Annotated in this window: 17 protein-coding genes; 14 read left to right on the top strand and 3 right to left on the bottom strand. The window is 71.8% G+C overall.

All coding sequences use genetic code 11. From position 1 onward, the window contains the following. Positions 1-26 precede the first annotated feature (26 nt). The 6 genes from FO059_RS14315 (at position 27) to FO059_RS14290 (ending at position 5,696) form a co-directional block, all read left to right on the top strand. The gene (locus FO059_RS14315; RefSeq protein WP_143909672.1) at positions 27-941 is read left to right on the top strand and encodes an alpha/beta fold hydrolase; all 915 of its coding nucleotides are present in this window, start codon (positions 27-29) and stop codon (positions 939-941) included. Continuing rightward, positions 941-2,284 (top strand): D-inositol-3-phosphate glycosyltransferase, encoded by a 1,344-nt coding sequence (gene mshA / locus FO059_RS14310; protein ID WP_143909671.1) that lies wholly within the window; start codon positions 941-943, stop codon positions 2,282-2,284. Before FO059_RS14315 ends, mshA begins: the two co-directional genes overlap by 1 nt. Next, entirely contained in the window at positions 2,281-2,982 is a 702-nt protein-coding gene (locus tag FO059_RS14305) for a type III secretion system chaperone family protein (protein ID WP_143909670.1), read from the top strand. Before mshA ends, FO059_RS14305 begins: the two co-directional genes overlap by 4 nt. 8 nt (positions 2,983-2,990) lie before the next feature. Continuing rightward, a complete protein-coding gene (locus FO059_RS14300) occupies positions 2,991-3,743 on the top strand; it encodes a phosphoglyceromutase (RefSeq protein ID WP_143909669.1) in 753 nt (250 codons plus the stop codon). 73 nt (positions 3,744-3,816) lie between these two features. Then, positions 3,817-5,007: an ATP-binding protein gene (locus FO059_RS14295; RefSeq protein ID WP_143910787.1), complete on the top strand. Its 1,191-nt coding sequence runs from the start codon at positions 3,817-3,819 to the stop codon at positions 5,005-5,007. Further along, positions 5,004-5,696: a response regulator transcription factor gene (locus FO059_RS14290; protein ID WP_168226630.1), complete on the top strand. Its 693-nt coding sequence runs from the start codon at positions 5,004-5,006 to the stop codon at positions 5,694-5,696. The genes FO059_RS14295 and FO059_RS14290 overlap by 4 nt, the downstream gene beginning before the upstream one ends. Before the next feature lie 109 nt (positions 5,697-5,805). On the opposite strand, the gene FO059_RS14285 is transcribed toward FO059_RS14290, so the two are convergent. Beyond that, positions 5,806-6,333 carry a hypothetical protein gene (locus tag FO059_RS14285; RefSeq protein WP_143909668.1) on the bottom strand — a complete coding sequence of 176 codons (528 nt, stop codon included), beginning with the start codon at positions 6,331-6,333 and terminating at the stop codon, positions 5,806-5,808. 241 nt (positions 6,334-6,574) lie between these two features. Further along, positions 6,575-7,429, bottom strand: coding sequence for a hypothetical protein (locus FO059_RS14280; protein WP_233267119.1), 855 nt, complete (start codon positions 7,427-7,429; stop codon positions 6,575-6,577). Positions 7,430-7,463: 34 nt separating this feature from the next. Here FO059_RS14280 and FO059_RS14275 point away from each other — a divergent pair, with 34 nt between their 5' ends. The 8 genes from FO059_RS14275 (at position 7,464) to FO059_RS14240 (ending at position 14,883) form a co-directional block, all read left to right on the top strand. Further along, the gene (locus FO059_RS14275) at positions 7,464-8,417 is read left to right on the top strand and encodes a Ppx/GppA phosphatase family protein (RefSeq protein ID WP_143909667.1); all 954 of its coding nucleotides are present in this window, start codon (positions 7,464-7,466) and stop codon (positions 8,415-8,417) included. A gap of 29 nt (positions 8,418-8,446) precedes the next feature. After that, positions 8,447-9,577 (top strand): hypothetical protein, encoded by a 1,131-nt coding sequence (locus tag FO059_RS14270; protein WP_143909666.1) that lies wholly within the window; start codon positions 8,447-8,449, stop codon positions 9,575-9,577. Between the two features lie 154 nt (positions 9,578-9,731). Next, positions 9,732-10,571 carry a sugar phosphate isomerase/epimerase family protein gene (locus tag FO059_RS14265; protein WP_199257170.1) on the top strand — a complete coding sequence of 280 codons (840 nt, stop codon included), beginning with the start codon at positions 9,732-9,734 and terminating at the stop codon, positions 10,569-10,571. A 75-nt stretch (positions 10,572-10,646) separates the two neighbouring features. Next, positions 10,647-11,474, top strand: coding sequence for a pyrroline-5-carboxylate reductase (gene proC / locus FO059_RS14260; protein WP_143909665.1), 828 nt, complete (start codon positions 10,647-10,649; stop codon positions 11,472-11,474). 208 nt (positions 11,475-11,682) lie between these two features. Continuing rightward, positions 11,683-11,946 (top strand): helix-turn-helix domain-containing protein, encoded by a 264-nt coding sequence (locus tag FO059_RS14255; RefSeq protein WP_143909664.1) that lies wholly within the window; start codon positions 11,683-11,685, stop codon positions 11,944-11,946. Positions 11,947-12,307: 361 nt separating this feature from the next. Further along, positions 12,308-12,409, top strand: coding sequence for a 30S ribosomal protein bS22 (locus FO059_RS14250; RefSeq protein WP_003402602.1), 102 nt, complete (start codon positions 12,308-12,310; stop codon positions 12,407-12,409). Between the two features lie 238 nt (positions 12,410-12,647). After that, positions 12,648-13,709 (top strand): NAD-dependent epimerase/dehydratase family protein, encoded by a 1,062-nt coding sequence (locus FO059_RS14245; protein ID WP_143909663.1) that lies wholly within the window; start codon positions 12,648-12,650, stop codon positions 13,707-13,709. A 154-nt stretch (positions 13,710-13,863) separates the two neighbouring features. Further along, the gene (locus FO059_RS14240; RefSeq protein WP_143909662.1) at positions 13,864-14,883 is read left to right on the top strand and encodes a lysophospholipid acyltransferase family protein; all 1,020 of its coding nucleotides are present in this window, start codon (positions 13,864-13,866) and stop codon (positions 14,881-14,883) included. 41 nt (positions 14,884-14,924) lie between these two features. Here FO059_RS14240 and FO059_RS14235 read toward each other — a convergent pair whose 3' ends face one another. Next, positions 14,925-15,935: an HAD family hydrolase gene (locus FO059_RS14235; protein ID WP_143909661.1), complete on the bottom strand. Its 1,011-nt coding sequence runs from the start codon at positions 15,933-15,935 to the stop codon at positions 14,925-14,927. Between the last annotated feature and the right edge of the window lie 152 nt (positions 15,936-16,087).

The following is a 16,087-nucleotide window of genomic DNA, read 5'->3' as shown; positions in this document are numbered from 1 at the left end:
TGCCGCGCGGGCATACTCTGGAAGCCATGGCAGAGCACAGTGCTGCGGTCCGGCAGGTGGATGCTTCGGACGGGACGCGCATCGTCTACAGAGTCGACGGCAGGGTGGGCGCGCGGCCGCTGATCCTGGTGCACGGGTGGGCCCAGTCGTCCGCCTGCTGGGGGCCCAACGTGCTCGCGGCCCTCACCCGCCAGTACCGCGTGATCGCGGTGGACCTGCGCGGCCACGGCTATTCCGACGCCCCCGAGGACGCGTACGACGATCCGTCGCTGTGGGCGGGCGACCTGCGCGCCGTCCTGGACGCGGAGGGCATCGGCGCGGGGGCCGGCGCGGTGCTGCTGGGCTGGTCCTACGGCGGGCTGGTCTGCTGCGACTTTCTGGACAACGAGCGCGGCGCCGCGGCGGACGGCACCGTGGGCGGGCTGATCCTTGTGGGTGCGCTCACGGGAATCGGCCGCGGGCAGAAGGGCGGCCGCGTGGGCAAGGCCATGCGCTCCGCGATGCCGTCCGTTCTGGCCACGGACGCCGAGGTGGCGGTGCCGGCGATGATCGAGCTGACGTCCGCCTTCCACGGCGAACTGCACGGCAAGGGCGAGCGTCAGCAGGCGCTGCTGGCGCTGGCGCTGGGCACGCCGCCGCGGGTGCGCACGGCGCTGTTCAACCGCAACTCGGGGCACGACGAGATGCTCGCGACCCTGGACATCCCGGTACTGGTGATGCACGGGACGGACGACAGGATCGTCGACCCGAGCGTCGCCGAGCACGCGCTGGCGACCATTCCGCACGCCCGGCCGTCGTTCTGGGACGGCGGCGGGCATGCGCCGTTCGTCGAGAACGAGGGCCGGTTCATCAGCGAGATCGACGAGTTCATCGACGTGCTCGACGGCGACCTGCCCGCGGCCGGCGGGGGAGTCGGCTCCGCGGCAGGGGGCGGCCGGTGATGGGAGATCGCGCCCGTCCCGATGCCGCACCGGGAACCCGGGAGCTGCGCCGGGTGGCGGTGCTCTCGCTGCACACCTCGCCGTTGAGTCAGCCCGGCACGGGCGACGCGGGCGGCATGAACGTCTACGTGCTCGAGACGGCCCGCGAGCTGGCGCGCCGGGGCGTGGAGGTGGAGATCTTCACGCGCGCCACGCGCTCGGACCTCCCGCCGGTGGTGGAGGCCGCGCCGGGCGTGCTGGTGCGCAACGTGGTGGCGGGGCCCTTCGAGGGCCTGGACAAGCGCGACCTGCCCACGCAGCTGTGCGCGTTCACCGCGGGCGTGCTGCGGGCGGAGGCCCAGCACGCGCCCGGATACTACGACCTGGTGCACTCGCACTACTGGCTGTCCGGCCAGGTGGGCTGGCTGGCCCGCGACCGGTGGGCGGTGCCTCTGGTGCACACGGCGCACACGCTCGCGGCGGTGAAGAACGCGGCGCTGGCGGCCGGTGACGTACCGGAGCCGCTGTCGCGCCGGATCGGGGAGCAGCAGGTGGTGGCCGAGGCGGACCGCCTCGTCGCCAACACCGCGGAGGAACGCCGCCAGCTCATCGCGATCCACGACGCCGACCCGGACCGGGTCGACGTCATCGCGCCCGGCGCGGACCTGAGCCGGTACCGGCCGGGAGACGCCGCGGCCGCGCGGGCCGAGCTGGGCCTGGACCCGGCGGAGACGGTGGTGACCTTCGTGGGGCGCATCCAGCCGCTCAAGGCGCCGGACGTTCTGGTGCGGGCCGCGGCGCGCGTCATCGAGCAGGACCCGGGCGGGAACCTGCGGGTGCTCGTCGTCGGCGGACCGTCCGGCAGCGGGTTGCGCCGGCCGGAGTCGCTGATGGCGCTGGCCTCGGAGCTCGACATCGCCCACCGGGTCACGTTCCTCCCGCCGCAGCCGCCGGACCGGCTGGCCCAGGTGTATCGCGCGTCGGACGTGGTCGCGGTCCCCAGCCATTCGGAGTCGTTCGGGCTGGTGGCGATCGAGGCGCAGGCATGCGGGGTGCCCGTGGTCGCGGCGCGGGTCGGCGGGCTGGGCGTGGCGGTCCGGGACGACGAGACCGGCATCCTGGTCGACGGCCACGGCATCGACGCGTGGGCGTCGGCGCTGCGCTCGCTGATCACGCAACCCGCCCTGCGCGCGCGGATGGCGGCCGCGGCGCCCCGGCACGCGGCCGGGTTCTCCTGGAGCCATACAGCGGAGGGGCTGCGCAGCACCTACCGGCGTGCGATGCTCGACTGGGACGCGCGGATCGCCCACGACGTGGCGGGCGTCGCGGCGTCGGCGGGGCGATTGCGGGAGGTGACGGCATGAGCAGGCACGGCATCGACGGTGCGGCCGGAGCGGGCGAGGACGGCTCCGGCTCCGGCTCCGGCGACGGGGTCGGGGTCGGGGTCGGGGTCGGGCGGCGAAGCGTCGCGGACGCCGTGGCGCTGATCGGCGGCGCGCTCGATGCCGCCGGGATCGAGTACACGCGCCCGGAGGGGCCGCACTTCGTGCTCACCCTGCCCGGTGAGCGCAAGCTGAAGACCACCTGCCTGCTCACGGTCGGCATGCACGGGGTGCGGGTGGAGGCCTTCGTGGCCCGGCACCCGGATGAAGACCACGCCGCCGTGTACAAGTGGCTGCTGCGGCGCAACCGGCACCTGTTCGGCGTGCACTACACGATCGACAAGATCGGCGACGTCTACCTGGTGGGCCGCATCTCCATGGACGCGCTGGGAAGCGACGAGCTCGACCGGGTGCTGGGCCAGGTGCTCGAGGCCGCCGACGGCGACTTCAACACCATCCTCGAGCTGGGATTCCACACGTCAATCCGGCGGGAATGGCGCTGGCGCACGGTGCGCGGCGAGTCGCTGCGCAACCTCGCCGCGTTCGAGCATCTGGTCACCGACGAGGACCGGGCGGCCGCCGCGCGCGGCGAGATCGGCCGGGCCGGCGACCCGCCCCGGAGCGTGGTGACCGACGCGGGCGCGGGTCCTGATGCGGTGCCCGGACAGGCCCTGGGATAATCGTCGTCATGACTATGGGAACCCTGGTGCTGCTCCGCCACGGCGAGAGCGAATGGAACGCAAAGAACCTGTTCACCGGCTGGGTGGACGTCGCGCTCACCGAGAAGGGCACCGCGGAGGCCCGCCGGGGCGGGGACCTGCTCGTGGAGCACGGCCTGCTGCCGGACGTGCTCTACACGTCGCTGCTGCGCCGTGCCATCACCACCGCCAACCTGGCGCTGGACGCCGCGGACAGGCACTGGATCCCCGTCAAGCGCGACTGGCGCCTGAACGAGCGGCACTACGGTGCGCTGCAGGGCAAGAACAAGGCGGAGACCAAGGCGGAGTTCGGCGAGGACCAGTTCATGCTGTGGCGCCGCAGCTACGACACCCCGCCGCCGCAGATCGCCGCAGGCGGCGAGTTCAGCCAGGACGCCGACCCCCGCTACGCCGACCTGGCCTCGGTGCCCATGACCGAGTGCCTCAAGGACGTCGTCGAGCGCCTGGTGCCGTACTTCGAGACCGAGATCGCCGCGGACCTGCGCGCCGGTCGCACGGTGCTGGTGGCCGCCCACGGCAACTCGATCCGCGCGCTGGTCAAGTACCTCGACGGGATCTCCGACGACGACATCGCCGGCGTCAACATCCCCACCGGCATCCCCCTGCGCTACGACCTGATCGACGAGGGCTCGACGCTGCGCCCGGTGACCGTCGGCGGCGAGTACCTGGACCCGGAGGCCGCCGCCGCCGGCGCGGCGGCCGTGGCCGGGCAGGGCAAGTAGGGGCGCCGGCCGTGACGCACAATTTTCCGCGCAATTGTCCGCGCACAGCGGAGCGGCGGGGGTGAGAAGCCTGATGCTGGTGGCCGGTATCGCGATCGGTGCAGCGGCCGGGGTGGCGGCGGGGCCGCGCCTGCGGGAGTGGGTCGACCGCCGCCGCTACCTCACCCACGGACCGTCGCCGTCGAAGCTGCTCGAGCTGGTGGTGGACGATTCGCCCACGGGCATCGCGGTGGTGGACGGCGGTCGCGACATCGTCCTGTTCAACCGGCGCGCCACGGAGCTGGGGCTCGTGCAGGGCGACGAGCTGGACGACCGTGCCTGGGCGGCGGCGCGCAAGGTGCTCTCCGAGCGGCACCCCGTGGACTTCGATCTGATGGGCGATCAGCGCAGCCAGGTGCGGTCGATGTCGGTGCGCGGGCAGGCGCGCGTGCTGGATGACAGAGTGGGCCGTTACGCGCTGCTGTTCGCCGACGACGACTCCGAGATCGTCCGCATGGAGTCCGCGCGCAGGGATTTCGTCGCCAACGTCAGCCATGAGCTCAAAACGCCCGTCGGGGCGATGGGGCTGCTGGCGGAGGCGCTGCTCGAGTCGGCGGACGACCCGGAGACGGTCCGGCACTTCGGGCAGAAGGTGCAGGGCGAGGCGACCCGGCTGGGCGCGATGGTCTCCGAGCTGATCGCCCTCTCCCGCCTGCAAGGCGCAGAGAAGCTGCCCAACCTGGAGGAGGTGGAGGTCGACGCCATCGTCGCCGCGGCGATGGACAACGCCGAGCTCACCGCCGACGCGGCGGAGATCGAGATCACCACCGACGCGCCGAGCGGCCTCCGGGTCCTCGGCGACGAGATGCTGCTGACGACGGCGCTGACCAACCTCATCTCCAACGCGGTCAACTACTCGCCCAAGGGATCCCCGGTGGCCGTGAGCCGCGCGCTGCGGCGGGGACAGGTGCAGATCAGCGTCACCGACCACGGCATCGGCATCGCGCCCAAGTACCAGGAGCGCGTGTTCGAGCGGTTCTTCCGGGTGGACAAGGCGCGCTCACGCGAGACGGGCGGCACCGGCCTGGGCCTGGCCATCGTCAAACACGTGGCCATCAACCACAATGGCCGCATCCGGCTGTGGAGCAAGCCCGGCACCGGGTCCACCTTCACGCTGGAACTGCCCGCCCACGTCCAGGACCGCGTGGGCGAGCCGACCGCACCGCAATCCCCGCCGGGGCCGCCACGGCCCGACCCAGACCACAGAGAGGACATCCGTCGGTGAACCGAGTGCTGATCGTGGAGGATGAGCCATCGCTTGCCGAGCCGCTCGCCTTCCTCCTCCGCAAGGAGGGCTTCGAGGTTACCGTGTCCGTGGACGGACCCTCCGCGCTGGAATCGTTCGACAGGGAGGGCGCGGACATCGTCCTTCTGGACCTGATGCTGCCGGGCATGAGCGGCAACGACGTGTGCAAGCAGCTGCGGGCCAAGTCGTCGGTGCCGGTGATCATGGTGACGGCGCGTGACAGCGAGATCGACAAGGTGGTGGGCCTCGAGATCGGGGCCGACGACTACGTCACCAAGCCGTACTCGGCGCGCGAGCTGATCGCGCGCATCCGCGCCGTCCTGCGCCGCGGCACGGAGTCGCAGGCGGAGGAGGACGGCTACGACGATGCGATGCTCACCTGCGGGCCGGTCGCCATGGACGTGGAGCGCCACGTGGTGACGGTCGACGGCGAGGAGATCGCGCCGCCGCTCAAGGAGTTCGAGCTCCTCGAGTTCCTGCTGCGCAACGCCGGCCGCGTGCTCACCCGTCAGCAGCTGATCGAGCGGGTGTGGGGCGCCGACTACGTGGGCGACACCAAGACGCTCGACGTGCACGTCAAGCGGCTGCGCGCCAAGATCGAGCAGGATCCCGGCAAGCCCAAGCACCTGGTGACCGTGCGCGGACTGGGATACAAGCTGGAGGCGTGACCGCCCGGCCCGGCACCACCGCCGGGTCGGCGGGGCGTGACCGGACCGCATACGAGAGGACCCCGCAGCCGTACCGCTGCGGGGTCCTCTCGTATGCGTACAGCGCGGCCTAGGAGCTGCCGAGCCCGCCCTGCAGGCCGATGCCGATGTTGCCGAGGCTGCCGCCGATGTCGACGTTCAGGCCGCCGCCCGCGCCGCCCCCGCCGGAGCCGGTGGACCCGGCGCCTGCGCCGCCGATGAGGTTGACCAGGCTGCCCGAGACGCTGCCGGCCGGAAGCTGGATGACCGGGAGCTGCGGCACGCTGGAGCCCTGGGGAAGATCGACCGTGGCCCAGGTGCCGTGGCCGTTCACATTGGCGAGGTAGTGAACCTGGTGCGGCTCGTGATTCCAGCCCTCCTGGTAGCAATTACGCCATGCGCCATTGTCGATCTGACAGAAGATGGGCGTCACCGTGCCGTATGCCGGGCTGATGAGGACGTTCGAGTTCCCGGGGTTGAATGCGCCGGGGGCGTCATACGGAATGAACGAGTCGCTGACGTTCGTGTATACCGGCGCTGCGCTGGCGGCCGGCGCGATGGCCAGTGCCATCCCGCCCGCGGCGGCGGTGGCGGCTGCGGCTGTCACAACCTTCTTCATGGTCTTCTTCATAATGGGAGGCCCTTCTGTCCGAGGAACGGCCGCTCGCCTGCAATCGGTGATTCACCGCTGGCGCAAAGTGCGTGGAGAGCCGTTCAAGCTGTCACTCATACAGCTCATCGCGACCATTCGCCGGAGTGTTAACAAACACAGGGAACCTGCTGAAGACTTCCTGTGGAATGGGGCGCCCGCGACGCTCCTCGGCCGGGCGGAAAATATTAAACGACAGAAGTCAGTCTATTTAGTCGGGCCGGTCTTCTGCGCCGTCCGTGCCGACAGTGCCTTCTGCCGCCTCCGCGCTGCGCGCCGTCGCGGGGTGCACGGCCACGAGACCCAGCTCCGCCCGCCGCGCGCACAGCCGCGCCAGCTCGCCGTAGGCGGCCGCGCCGAGCAGTTCCGTCAGCTCCGGCGCGTACGACTGCCACACAGCGCGCGTGCCGACGTGGGCGGCGGGGTCGCCGGTGCAGTACCAGTCGAGATCGGCGCCGCCCGGGCCCCAGCCGCGGCGGTCGTACTCGCCGACGGTGGAGACCAGCACCTGCTCGCCGTCGGCGCGCTCCACCCAGTCCTGGGTGCGGCGCACCGGCAGTTGCCAGCACACGTCCGGCTTGACCGTCATCGGCAGCCGCCCGGTGCGCAGGGCCATCCGGTGCAGGGCGCAGCCGGTCCCACCGGCGAAGCCCGGCCGGTTCAGGAAGATGCAGCCGCCGTCGTGCCGCCGGGTGCGCAGCGCGGGCTCGTCGTCGACCTCGTCCTCCACCAGGTAACCCTCGGCCCCCAGGCCCAGCGCGCGCAGCTGCCAATCCTCGGCGGTGAGGTCCGCCACGGCGGCGTCGAGGCGGGCGCGGTCGTCGTCGTCGCTGAGGAAGGCGCCGTGCGAACAGCAGCCGTCGTCCGGCCGGTCCGCCAGGATGCCGCGGCACGCGGGCGTGCCGAAGACGCACGTCCACCGCGACAAAAGCCAGGTCATGTCGGCGCGGACCAGGTGATCCGGGTCCGCGGGGTCGACGAACTCGACCCACTCGCGCGGGAAATCCGGCTCCACTTCCACCGCGGGCGGCAGGTCTTCACTGCGGGATAGGGGTCCGTGCGTCACAGGTCCCCACCGTAGACCCGCTAAGTTGGTCGGTGTGCGACTCGGAGTACTCGATGTAGGAAGCAACACCGTCCACCTGGTGGTGGTGGACGCGCACCGTGGTGGGCACCCCACGCCGATGAGCTCGTCCAAGGTGGCGCTGCGGCTGTCCGAACGGCTGACCGAGGACGGCCGTCTGCACCCGGACGTGACCGACGATCTGATCGCCGCGGTATCGGAGTTCTCCGGCATCGCGCACTCGTCGGGATGCGGGGAGATGATGGCGTTCGCCACCTCCGCGGTCCGCGACGCGGACAACTCGGACGAGGTGCTGCGCCGCGTCCACGACGAGACCGGGGTGGAACTGAGCGTCCTCGGCGGCGTCGACGAGGCCCGGCTCACCTTCCTGGCTGTGCGCCGCTGGTACGGGTGGAGCGCCGGGCGGATCATGAACTTCGACATCGGCGGGGGATCGCTGGAGCTGTGCAACGGCGTCGACGAGGATCCGGACCTGGCGCACTCGCTCCAGCTGGGTGCGGGACGTCTCACCCGCGATTGGCTCCAGACCGATCCGCCCGGAAAGCGACGCGTCGCGGCGCTGCGGGACTGGCTGGACGCGGAGCTGTCGGAACCGGCGAAACAGCTGCGTAAGGCGGGTGCGCCGGACCTGTGCGTAGGCACGTCCAAGACCTTCCGGACGTTGGCGCGGCTCACCGGGGCGGCGCCGTCGAGCGCCGGCCCGCGCGTGACACGGACGCTGACGGCCAGCGGCCTCCGGCAACTGATCGCGTTTATTTCTAGGATGACTGCAGCGGACCGTGCGGAGCTCGAAGGCGTCAGCGCCGACCGGTCGCCGCAACTGGTCGCCGGGGCGCTCGTCGCCGAGGCGAGCATGCGTGCACTGTCGGTGGACCAGTTGCAGATTTGTCCGTGGGCGTTGCGTGAGGGTCTGATCCTGCGCCGGCTCGATACCGAGATGGGTGGCGAACTTTTGGTGGGTGCACGATGAGCGAACTGCCGGAGTCGAACAGTCGGCCGGTGACTGTTGCCGAGCTGCTCGCCCGCAACGGTTCCAACAGCGGTGGGCGGTCACGCCGGCACCACCGCGGCGAGCGCACGGGCGGGATCTCCGTTGCCGAGCTGACCGGCGAGATCCCGGTGATCCGTGAGCCGGTCGCGGAGGACCGCATCGACCGCGACCGCCAGGCGGCGCGTGACGAGGCCGTCCCCGCCGCGGACCCGGGTGCCGCCGATTCGACGGCCGCCGATGATGCGGATGCCACGACGGCCGGGCCGGTGCAGGAGCCGGAGGCGGTCGAGGAAGACGCGGCCGTCGAAGACGAAGCATTGGACGAACCGGCTGTGGAAGACGCGGCCGTGGAGGGCGACCGCGAGGCGCAGGAGCACGCGGAGTCGGCTGATGCCGACACCGCCGACGCGGTGGTCACCGATGCCGAAGCCGCCGACGACACCACTGAGGCCGACGACACCGCTGAGGCCGACGACACCGCTGAGGCCGACGACACCGACGGCGCGGACCCTGACTCCGCCGACAGTGCCACGGCGGCCTTCGAATCGGCGGCCTTCGAGACTGGGGCCTTCGAAGCGACGGAGTCCGAGTCGGAAGCCGCCGGCGACGAGCCGGCCGGGCCGGAGAGCGCTCCGGTGTCCACCGGTGGCACGCCGACGGTCGCGGAGATGCTCGCCCGCAGCGACGCACCCATCGCGTCGATCAGCGGCGAACCGGGGCCGGCCGCGACCGCGGTGATCCCGGTCGCCGAGCCCCTCGCGGACGACGCCGATGCGGAGCCGGCCGTCCCGCAGGCCGCCGGCGCGGAACCTGCCGCAGCGGACGACCCCGACACGGCGGACACGGACGCCGCAGGGAAGCCGGCCGAGGGGCGCGGCGCGGTGCGCCAGTGGGCCGGCCTGGCCCTGCAGGTGATCGTCGGCGTCGCGGTGGGCGCCGCGGTGTTCAAGGGATTCGAGAAGCTGTGGGATTCGCTGCCCTATGTGGCCCTGGTCCTGGCGGTGCTCGTGATCCTGGGACTCGTGGCCGTCGTCCGCATCCTGCGCAAGACGGACGACATCATCAGCCTCCTGCTCGCGATGGTGGTGGGCGTGGTGGTGACGTTGGGCCCGCTCGCGTTCGTGCTGAGCACGCAATGACCCGGGCCGCCGCGTCCCGCCCCGCGTTCGGTGGACATTCGGTCGTTTTTCGCCGAGATTCCGACCAGATGTCCACCGAACGGAGGGGCCGGCTGCGGCGGCACGAGGAGGAGTCGATGAGGGGGGCCCGGCGGTGAAGGCCAGGGGAATACCGGTGGGGCTGTCGACGGCGTCGGTGTACCCGCAGACCACGGAGAGCGCGTTCCAGTACGCCTCGCAGCTGGGTTTCGACGGCCTCGAGCTCATGGTGTGGGCGGAGGCCGCCAGCCAGGACCCGTACGCGGTCTCGGAGCTGATCGACCGCTACCAGGTCCCGGTGCTCGCGTTGCACGCGCCGTGCCTGCTGATCTCGCAGCGGGTGTGGGGCTCGGACCCGATCCCGCGCCTGGACCGGGCGGTGCAGGTGGCCCGCCAGGTGGGGGCGACGACCGTGGTGGTGCACCCGCCGTTCCGCTGGCAGCGCGCCTACGCCCGGGGCTTCGCCGCGCAGGTGGACCGGCTGGAGGACACGCATGGCGTCGTCGTCGCGGTGGAGAACATGTATCCGTTCCGCGCGGACCGATTCATGAGCAACAAGGAGGGGTCGATCCAGCGGCTCCGCAAGCGCGGGGGTGCGGGCGCCGCCGTCTCGGCGTTCGCGCCCGGGCACGACCCGACGGCGGTCGATCACCGGCATTTCACCCTGGACCTGTCGCACACGGCGACCGCGGGCATGGACGCGCTGGAACTGGCGGAGCGGATGGGCGACGGGCTGGCGCACGTGCACCTGGCCGACGGTCGCGGCGCGTACACGGACGAGCACCTTCCCCCCGGCGCCGGTGATCAGCCCTGCGTGGAGCTGTGCCGGCGGCTCGCGGCCCGGCGCTTCGCCGGCCAGGTGGTGCTGGAGATCAACACCCAGACAGTGCGCACCCGGGACGAGCGTGCGGCCGTGCTGGCGGACTCGCTGGCCTTCGCCCGTACGCACCTGGCGCGCCCGCAGCGCGCGGACTGACCCGGTCCGGATGCCGGCGACGCCGGAAGGGGGCGCGGGCGCGTGGATCCGCTGCCCGCGTGGCAGGCTGAGGGCATGACGAGAATTGCTGTGGTGGGCGGTGGCCGGATCGGTGAAGCACTGGTGTCGGGTCTGCTGGCCAGTGGAAGGCAGGCGCGTGACCTGGTGGTCACGGAGCGGTTCGAGGCCCGCGGCCGGGAGCTCGCCTCGGAGTACGGCATCCGCGTCACCCAGAGCATTGCGGACGCCGCGGAGGGCGCCGCGGTGCTCGTCGTCGCGGTCAAGCCCAACGACGTGGAATCGGTCCTCACCGAGGTCGCCGAGTACCAGGAGACCAGCGACGACGACCAGCTGATCGTGTCGCTCGCGGCCGGCACCACCACGGCGCGCTTCGAGCAGCTCCTGCCCGCCGGCACCGCGGTGGTCCGCGTGATGCCCAACACTCCGATGCTCGTGGGGCAGGGCGCCAGCGCCATCACGCCGGGGCGGCATGCCACGGCGGTGCACATGGACCTCGTCGAGGAGATGATGGGGGCCGTCGGCATGGTCCGCCGGGTCAAGGAGTCGTCGATGGACGCGGTGACCGCGGTGTCCGGCTCGGGGCCTGCGTACTTCTTCCTGGCGATCGAGGCCATGGTGGACTCGGGGGTGGCGCTGGGGCTCACCCGGCCCGTCGCGCGCGACCTGGCCATCCAGACGCTCGTGGGTGCGGGCGCGATGCTGTCCGAGTCCGGGGAGACGGCCACCGAGCTGCGCGCCGCCGTCATGTCGCCGGGGGGCACCACCGCGGCGGCGATCCGGCAGTTCGAGAAGGACGGCCTGCGTTCGGCGTTCTTCGAGGCGATGGCAATGGTGCGGGACCGCTCGGCCGCGATGGGCGCGGTGAAGGAGGACGGCGCCTGATCCGGCGCGACGCCCGTGGCCGGCCGAGGCCGCGCAGTCGCCGCATCGTGATCTTCGCGTTACCGCGCCGAGCAGGGCATTCACCGAGGATTCGTCACACGCGTCGCAACGACACCATGATTACCGTTAGGCTGCGTGGTAGCACGTGCGTGTCAGGTCCGCCGGAGGGGAAGCCGGCGGCGCGACGCGTGCCGGAGGATGTGAACCAATGGCGTCATCTGACAAGCCGCCCGCAGGAGGAGCGAAGTCTGCGTCGCAGAGCTCCTCGAACGCCGGAGAACCGGCGTCGCTGGCGGGCACCAATTTCCTGACCGTCGCCGAGGTGGCGACGATGATGCGCGTGTCCAAGATGACCGTGTATCGGCTCCTGCACGGCGGTGAACTGCCGTCGGTGCGGGTGGGGCGCTCGTTCCGGGTGCCGGCCAAGGCGGTGCACGAGTATCTCCAGTCGTCGTACTTCGACGTCGGCTAGGACGGACGCGCCCGGCGCCGGGAAGGCGGGTGCCCGGGTGCTCGCCGCCGCGTTCCGGTGCCCTTCGGCACCTCGGTTCGAGGGCCCGGCCGGGCGGCGGTAGCATTGTCGATTGTCGTGCCGTGGAGAGGTTTCCTCGGCTGCTGTCGGCGGGCGTCGCGTGTGGCCGGGTGCCGCACGGGGCCGGTGCGCCACCGAGCGATCGGTGCACCGGTGCAGGACGCCGGAAATCGTGCTCGCCGCGCTCTGCGCCCGGCGCACCGCGCGGACACGGCAGCACGGGGTCCGATCGATGGATTCGTGCACGAGGGTCACCGCACCGGTGCGGGTCCCCAGGTACTAGGCAGTGAGGATTCCCGGTATGGGTTCAGTGATCAAGAAGCGCCGCAAGCGCATGTCGAAGAAGAAGCACCGCAAGCTGCTTCGCCGCACTCGGGTGCAGCGTCGCAAACTCGGCAAGTGATCTGCGCGTACCGGCACTAGTTCTGCTCCGGTCGCGAATCGACAGCCGCGCGCTGCTCCGGCGGCCCGGTCCACCATCGTGGGCCGGGCCGCCGGTCGTTTCCGAGCCGGCGGGCGGAGCTTTCGCTGTGCCCTGCGTGTCCGCCGGCGTCCGGGCGTCCGGGGCGTGCGGTGTGACGGAAGTCCGGTACCGGGCGGGATATGGCCGCCGTCGCCCCCCGACGGCTAGTCTGTAGGCGATGAGCGAATCCGACGTGCCGCGCGAGCCCAGGGCGGTCCTCGTGACGGGAGCCAGCCGTTTTCTCGGCGGTTCCCTCGCGGCCATGCTGGCAGCGCACCCGTCTGTCGAGCGCGTCGTCGCCGTCGACTGCCTGGCGCCCAGCAAGAACATGCTGCGGCGGTTGGGGCGTGCGGAGTTCGTGCGCGCGGACATCCGCAATCCGATGATCGGCAAGATCATCCGCGGCGCGGAGATCGACACCGTCGTTCACACGGACGTCTACTCGCGGCCGGGAGAGGCCGGCGGCCGCGCGGTGATGAAGGACATGAACGTCATCGGCGCGCTGCACCTGTTCGCCGCATGCCAGAAGGCGCCCACGATGCGGCGGCTCGTGGTCCGGTCGACCTCGGCCGTCTACGGCTACAGCCCCCGCAATCCGGCGCGCTTCGGCGAGGAGATGGCGCCGAAGAACCCCCCGCGCGGCGGGTTCTCCCGGGACAGCGTGGAGATCGAGTCGTACGCGCGGGGAGCGGGGCGCCGCCGGTCGGACCTGCAGGTGAGCATCCTGCGTTTCGCGCCGCTCATCGGCGTGCGGATGGACACCGAGCTCAGCCGCTACTTCGGGGCCGTGCTGGTGCCCAACGTGCTCGGGTACGACCCGCGCATCCAGCTGCTGCACGAGGAGGACGCGCTGGGGGCGCTGGAGCACGCGGTCACGGCCCCCGCGCACGGCACGTTCAACATCGCCGGCGGCGGCACGATGTCCGGCGCCCAAGCGACTCGGCGGGCGGGCCGGCTGGGCATCCCGCTGCCGTCGCCGATCCTGGGGGTGGTGGGCTCCGCGCTGCGGGCCGCGCGGGTGGTGGACTATTCGCACGAGGAGCTGGGGTTCCTGAGCCAGGGCGTGGTGCTGGATACGACGCGGATGCGCGCCGATCTCGGGTTCGAGCCGCGCTGGTCCACGATGGACGCGTTCGACGACTTCGTCCGCGGCAGGTCGCTGGACCCGGTGATAGACCCGGTGATGGTGCGTGGTTGGGAGCAGCGGCTGACGGCGCTGGCTCGGCGGCTGCCGGTGTGAGAGCGGTGGCCCGGTGTGGAAGGGGTTTTCGCCGGGCCGCCGAAAGGTGTTGTGCGCCGCATGGTGCGGGGATGCGGTGTGGCAACGTGGACACGGTGCGCGGGGGCGCACGCGAGAGGGAGCGCGACCGGCCCTGAGGCCGGGAGCGGAGACGATGGGAGTCGAGGTGGACGATTCGGCGGTGGCCAAGGTCATTCCGCTGCGCGGTGAGGGGCGCGGCGATGTGGCACGGGGCGCGTCGAGGGAATGCCCGGGCGGAGTGCAGGAGCCCGGGATCCTTCCGGCGGTGCATCAGCTGCACGCCGGCGGGACGGCGGGCCAGGCCGACCATTCGGCGTTGGTCGACCACCTGGCCGACGTCCTGGCGTTCCTGCGCCGGCGGGTGACCGGCGACTACGAGGTGGACGACTACGGCTTCGACCCGCACCTGAACTCGTCGGTGATCCTGCCCGCCCTGCGCCCCGTGTTCGAGAAGTGGTTCCGGGTGGAGGTGTCGGGGGTGGAGAACCTGCCGGCGGACGGCGCCGCGCTGCTGGTGGCCAACCACGCCGGCACGCTGCCGGTGGACGGGCTGATGCTCTCGGTGGCGGTGCACGACCATCATCCGCAGCACCGTCCCACCCGCATGCTCGCGGCCGACCTCGTTTTCCAGTCGCCGCTGCTGGGATCGTTCTCCCGCAAGGCCGGGCACACTCTCGCCTGCCATCCGGACGCGGACGGCCTGCTGCGCGAGGGGGCGCTGGTCACCGTGTTCCCCGAAGGCTTCAAGGGCGTCGGCAAGCCGTTCTCGGACCGCTACAAGCTGCAGCGTTTCGGCCGGGGCGGATTCGTGACCTCGGCGCTGCGCACCGGCGCGCCGATCATTCCGGTGTCGATCGTCGGTTCCGAGGAGATCTACCCGAAGATCGCCGATGTCAAGCCGCTCGCGCGGCTGCTGGGGCTGCCGTACTTCCCGATCACGCCGCTGTTCCCGCTGCTGGGTCCGCTCGGCGCCGTCCCGCTGCCGTCCAAATGGCACATCGCCTTCGGCGAGCCCATCGCCACGGACGGCTACGACGCGCAGTCCGCCGAGGATCCGATGGTCACGTTCGACCTCACCGATCAGGTCCGCGAGCGCATCCAGCAGACGCTCTACACGCTGCTCGCGAGCCGCCGCAACGTCTTCTTCGGCTGACTGCGCGGGCGACCGCCCCCCGGCTCGGCCTCCGCCGGGGCTCAGGCCGACTGTTCGCGGCGCCCCAGCACGGTCGCGGCCGCGCCGCCGATGGCCCCGAGCGCGAGCGCCGTGGGCACGCCGATCTTCGCCGCCTTGCGGCCGGTGCGGAAATCGTGGATCTCCCAACCGCGGTTGCGGGCGAGTTCGCGCAGGTCGGCGTCGGGGTTGACGGCGACGGCCGTGCCGACCGCGGTGAGCATGGGGACGTCGTTGTGGCTGTCCGAGTACGCGGTGCAGCGCTTGAGGTCGAGCCCCTCGCGCACGGCCAGGGCCCGCACCGCGTGCGCCTTGCCGGGGCCGTGCAGGATGTCGCCCACCAAGCGGCCGGTGAACCTGCCGTCCTCGCTTTCGACCACGGTGCCGAGCGCGCCGGTGAGCCCCAGGCGTTTGGCGATCACCTGCGCCAGGTCCTGCGGCGTCGCGGTGACCAGCCACACCTGCTGGCCCGTGTCGATGTGCTGCCGGGCCAGGGCGAGCGTGCCCGCCCAGACCTTGTCGGCGAGGATCTCGTCGTAGATCTCCTCGCCCAGCCGGGTGAACTCCGCGGTCTCGCGCCCCGCGATGAACGTGAGGGCCTTCTCCTTGCCGCTGGCCACGTCGTCGCTGTTCTCTTTGCCGCTGACCCGGAACTTGATCTGCTGCCAGCCGAACTGGGCCATGTCGGACAGTTCGATGTAGTTGCGGGACGCGAGCCCGCGAGCGAAGTGGATGATCGAGGCGCCCTGGACGATGGTGTTGTCCACGTCGAAGAAGGCGGCGGCGGTGAGGTCCCGCGGCGCCGGCGGTTGCGGCGGCCCGCCCTCGGCCCCCTCCGCCGCTTGTCCGGACGCACGTTCTCCGGTGGCCTCGGCCTCCAGCTGCGCGTGCGCGGCGTCGGCGCTGGCCTCGCCCGCGAGGTTCTGGAGCAGCTCGCCCAGGCTCGGCCCCAGCGGGTTGCGGGCGCTGAGGCGGGCGAGGCGGCGCCGGACGGAGGAATCCTGCGGGTCCGGCTGCTCCCGGTGGTCTGGCACCGCATCCTCCTGATCCGCCTGAAACCTGATGGCCGCTCGGGGCGGTCGCGGCCCGCGACCCGCAGCGGACCGTGGACCTGAACGGTCACCACAACAGTAACCGTCGGCCCGGGGGAGCGGGGCCGCGGCACGCGTGCGGCGCGGACGCGTGC

This window comes from Tomitella fengzijianii (assembly GCF_007559025.1).
GTDB classification, from domain to species: domain Bacteria; phylum Actinomycetota; class Actinomycetes; order Mycobacteriales; family Mycobacteriaceae; genus Tomitella; species Tomitella fengzijianii.
The sequence above is the reverse complement of the archived record's forward strand: the minus strand, read 5'-3'. Positions and strand labels throughout refer to the sequence as shown.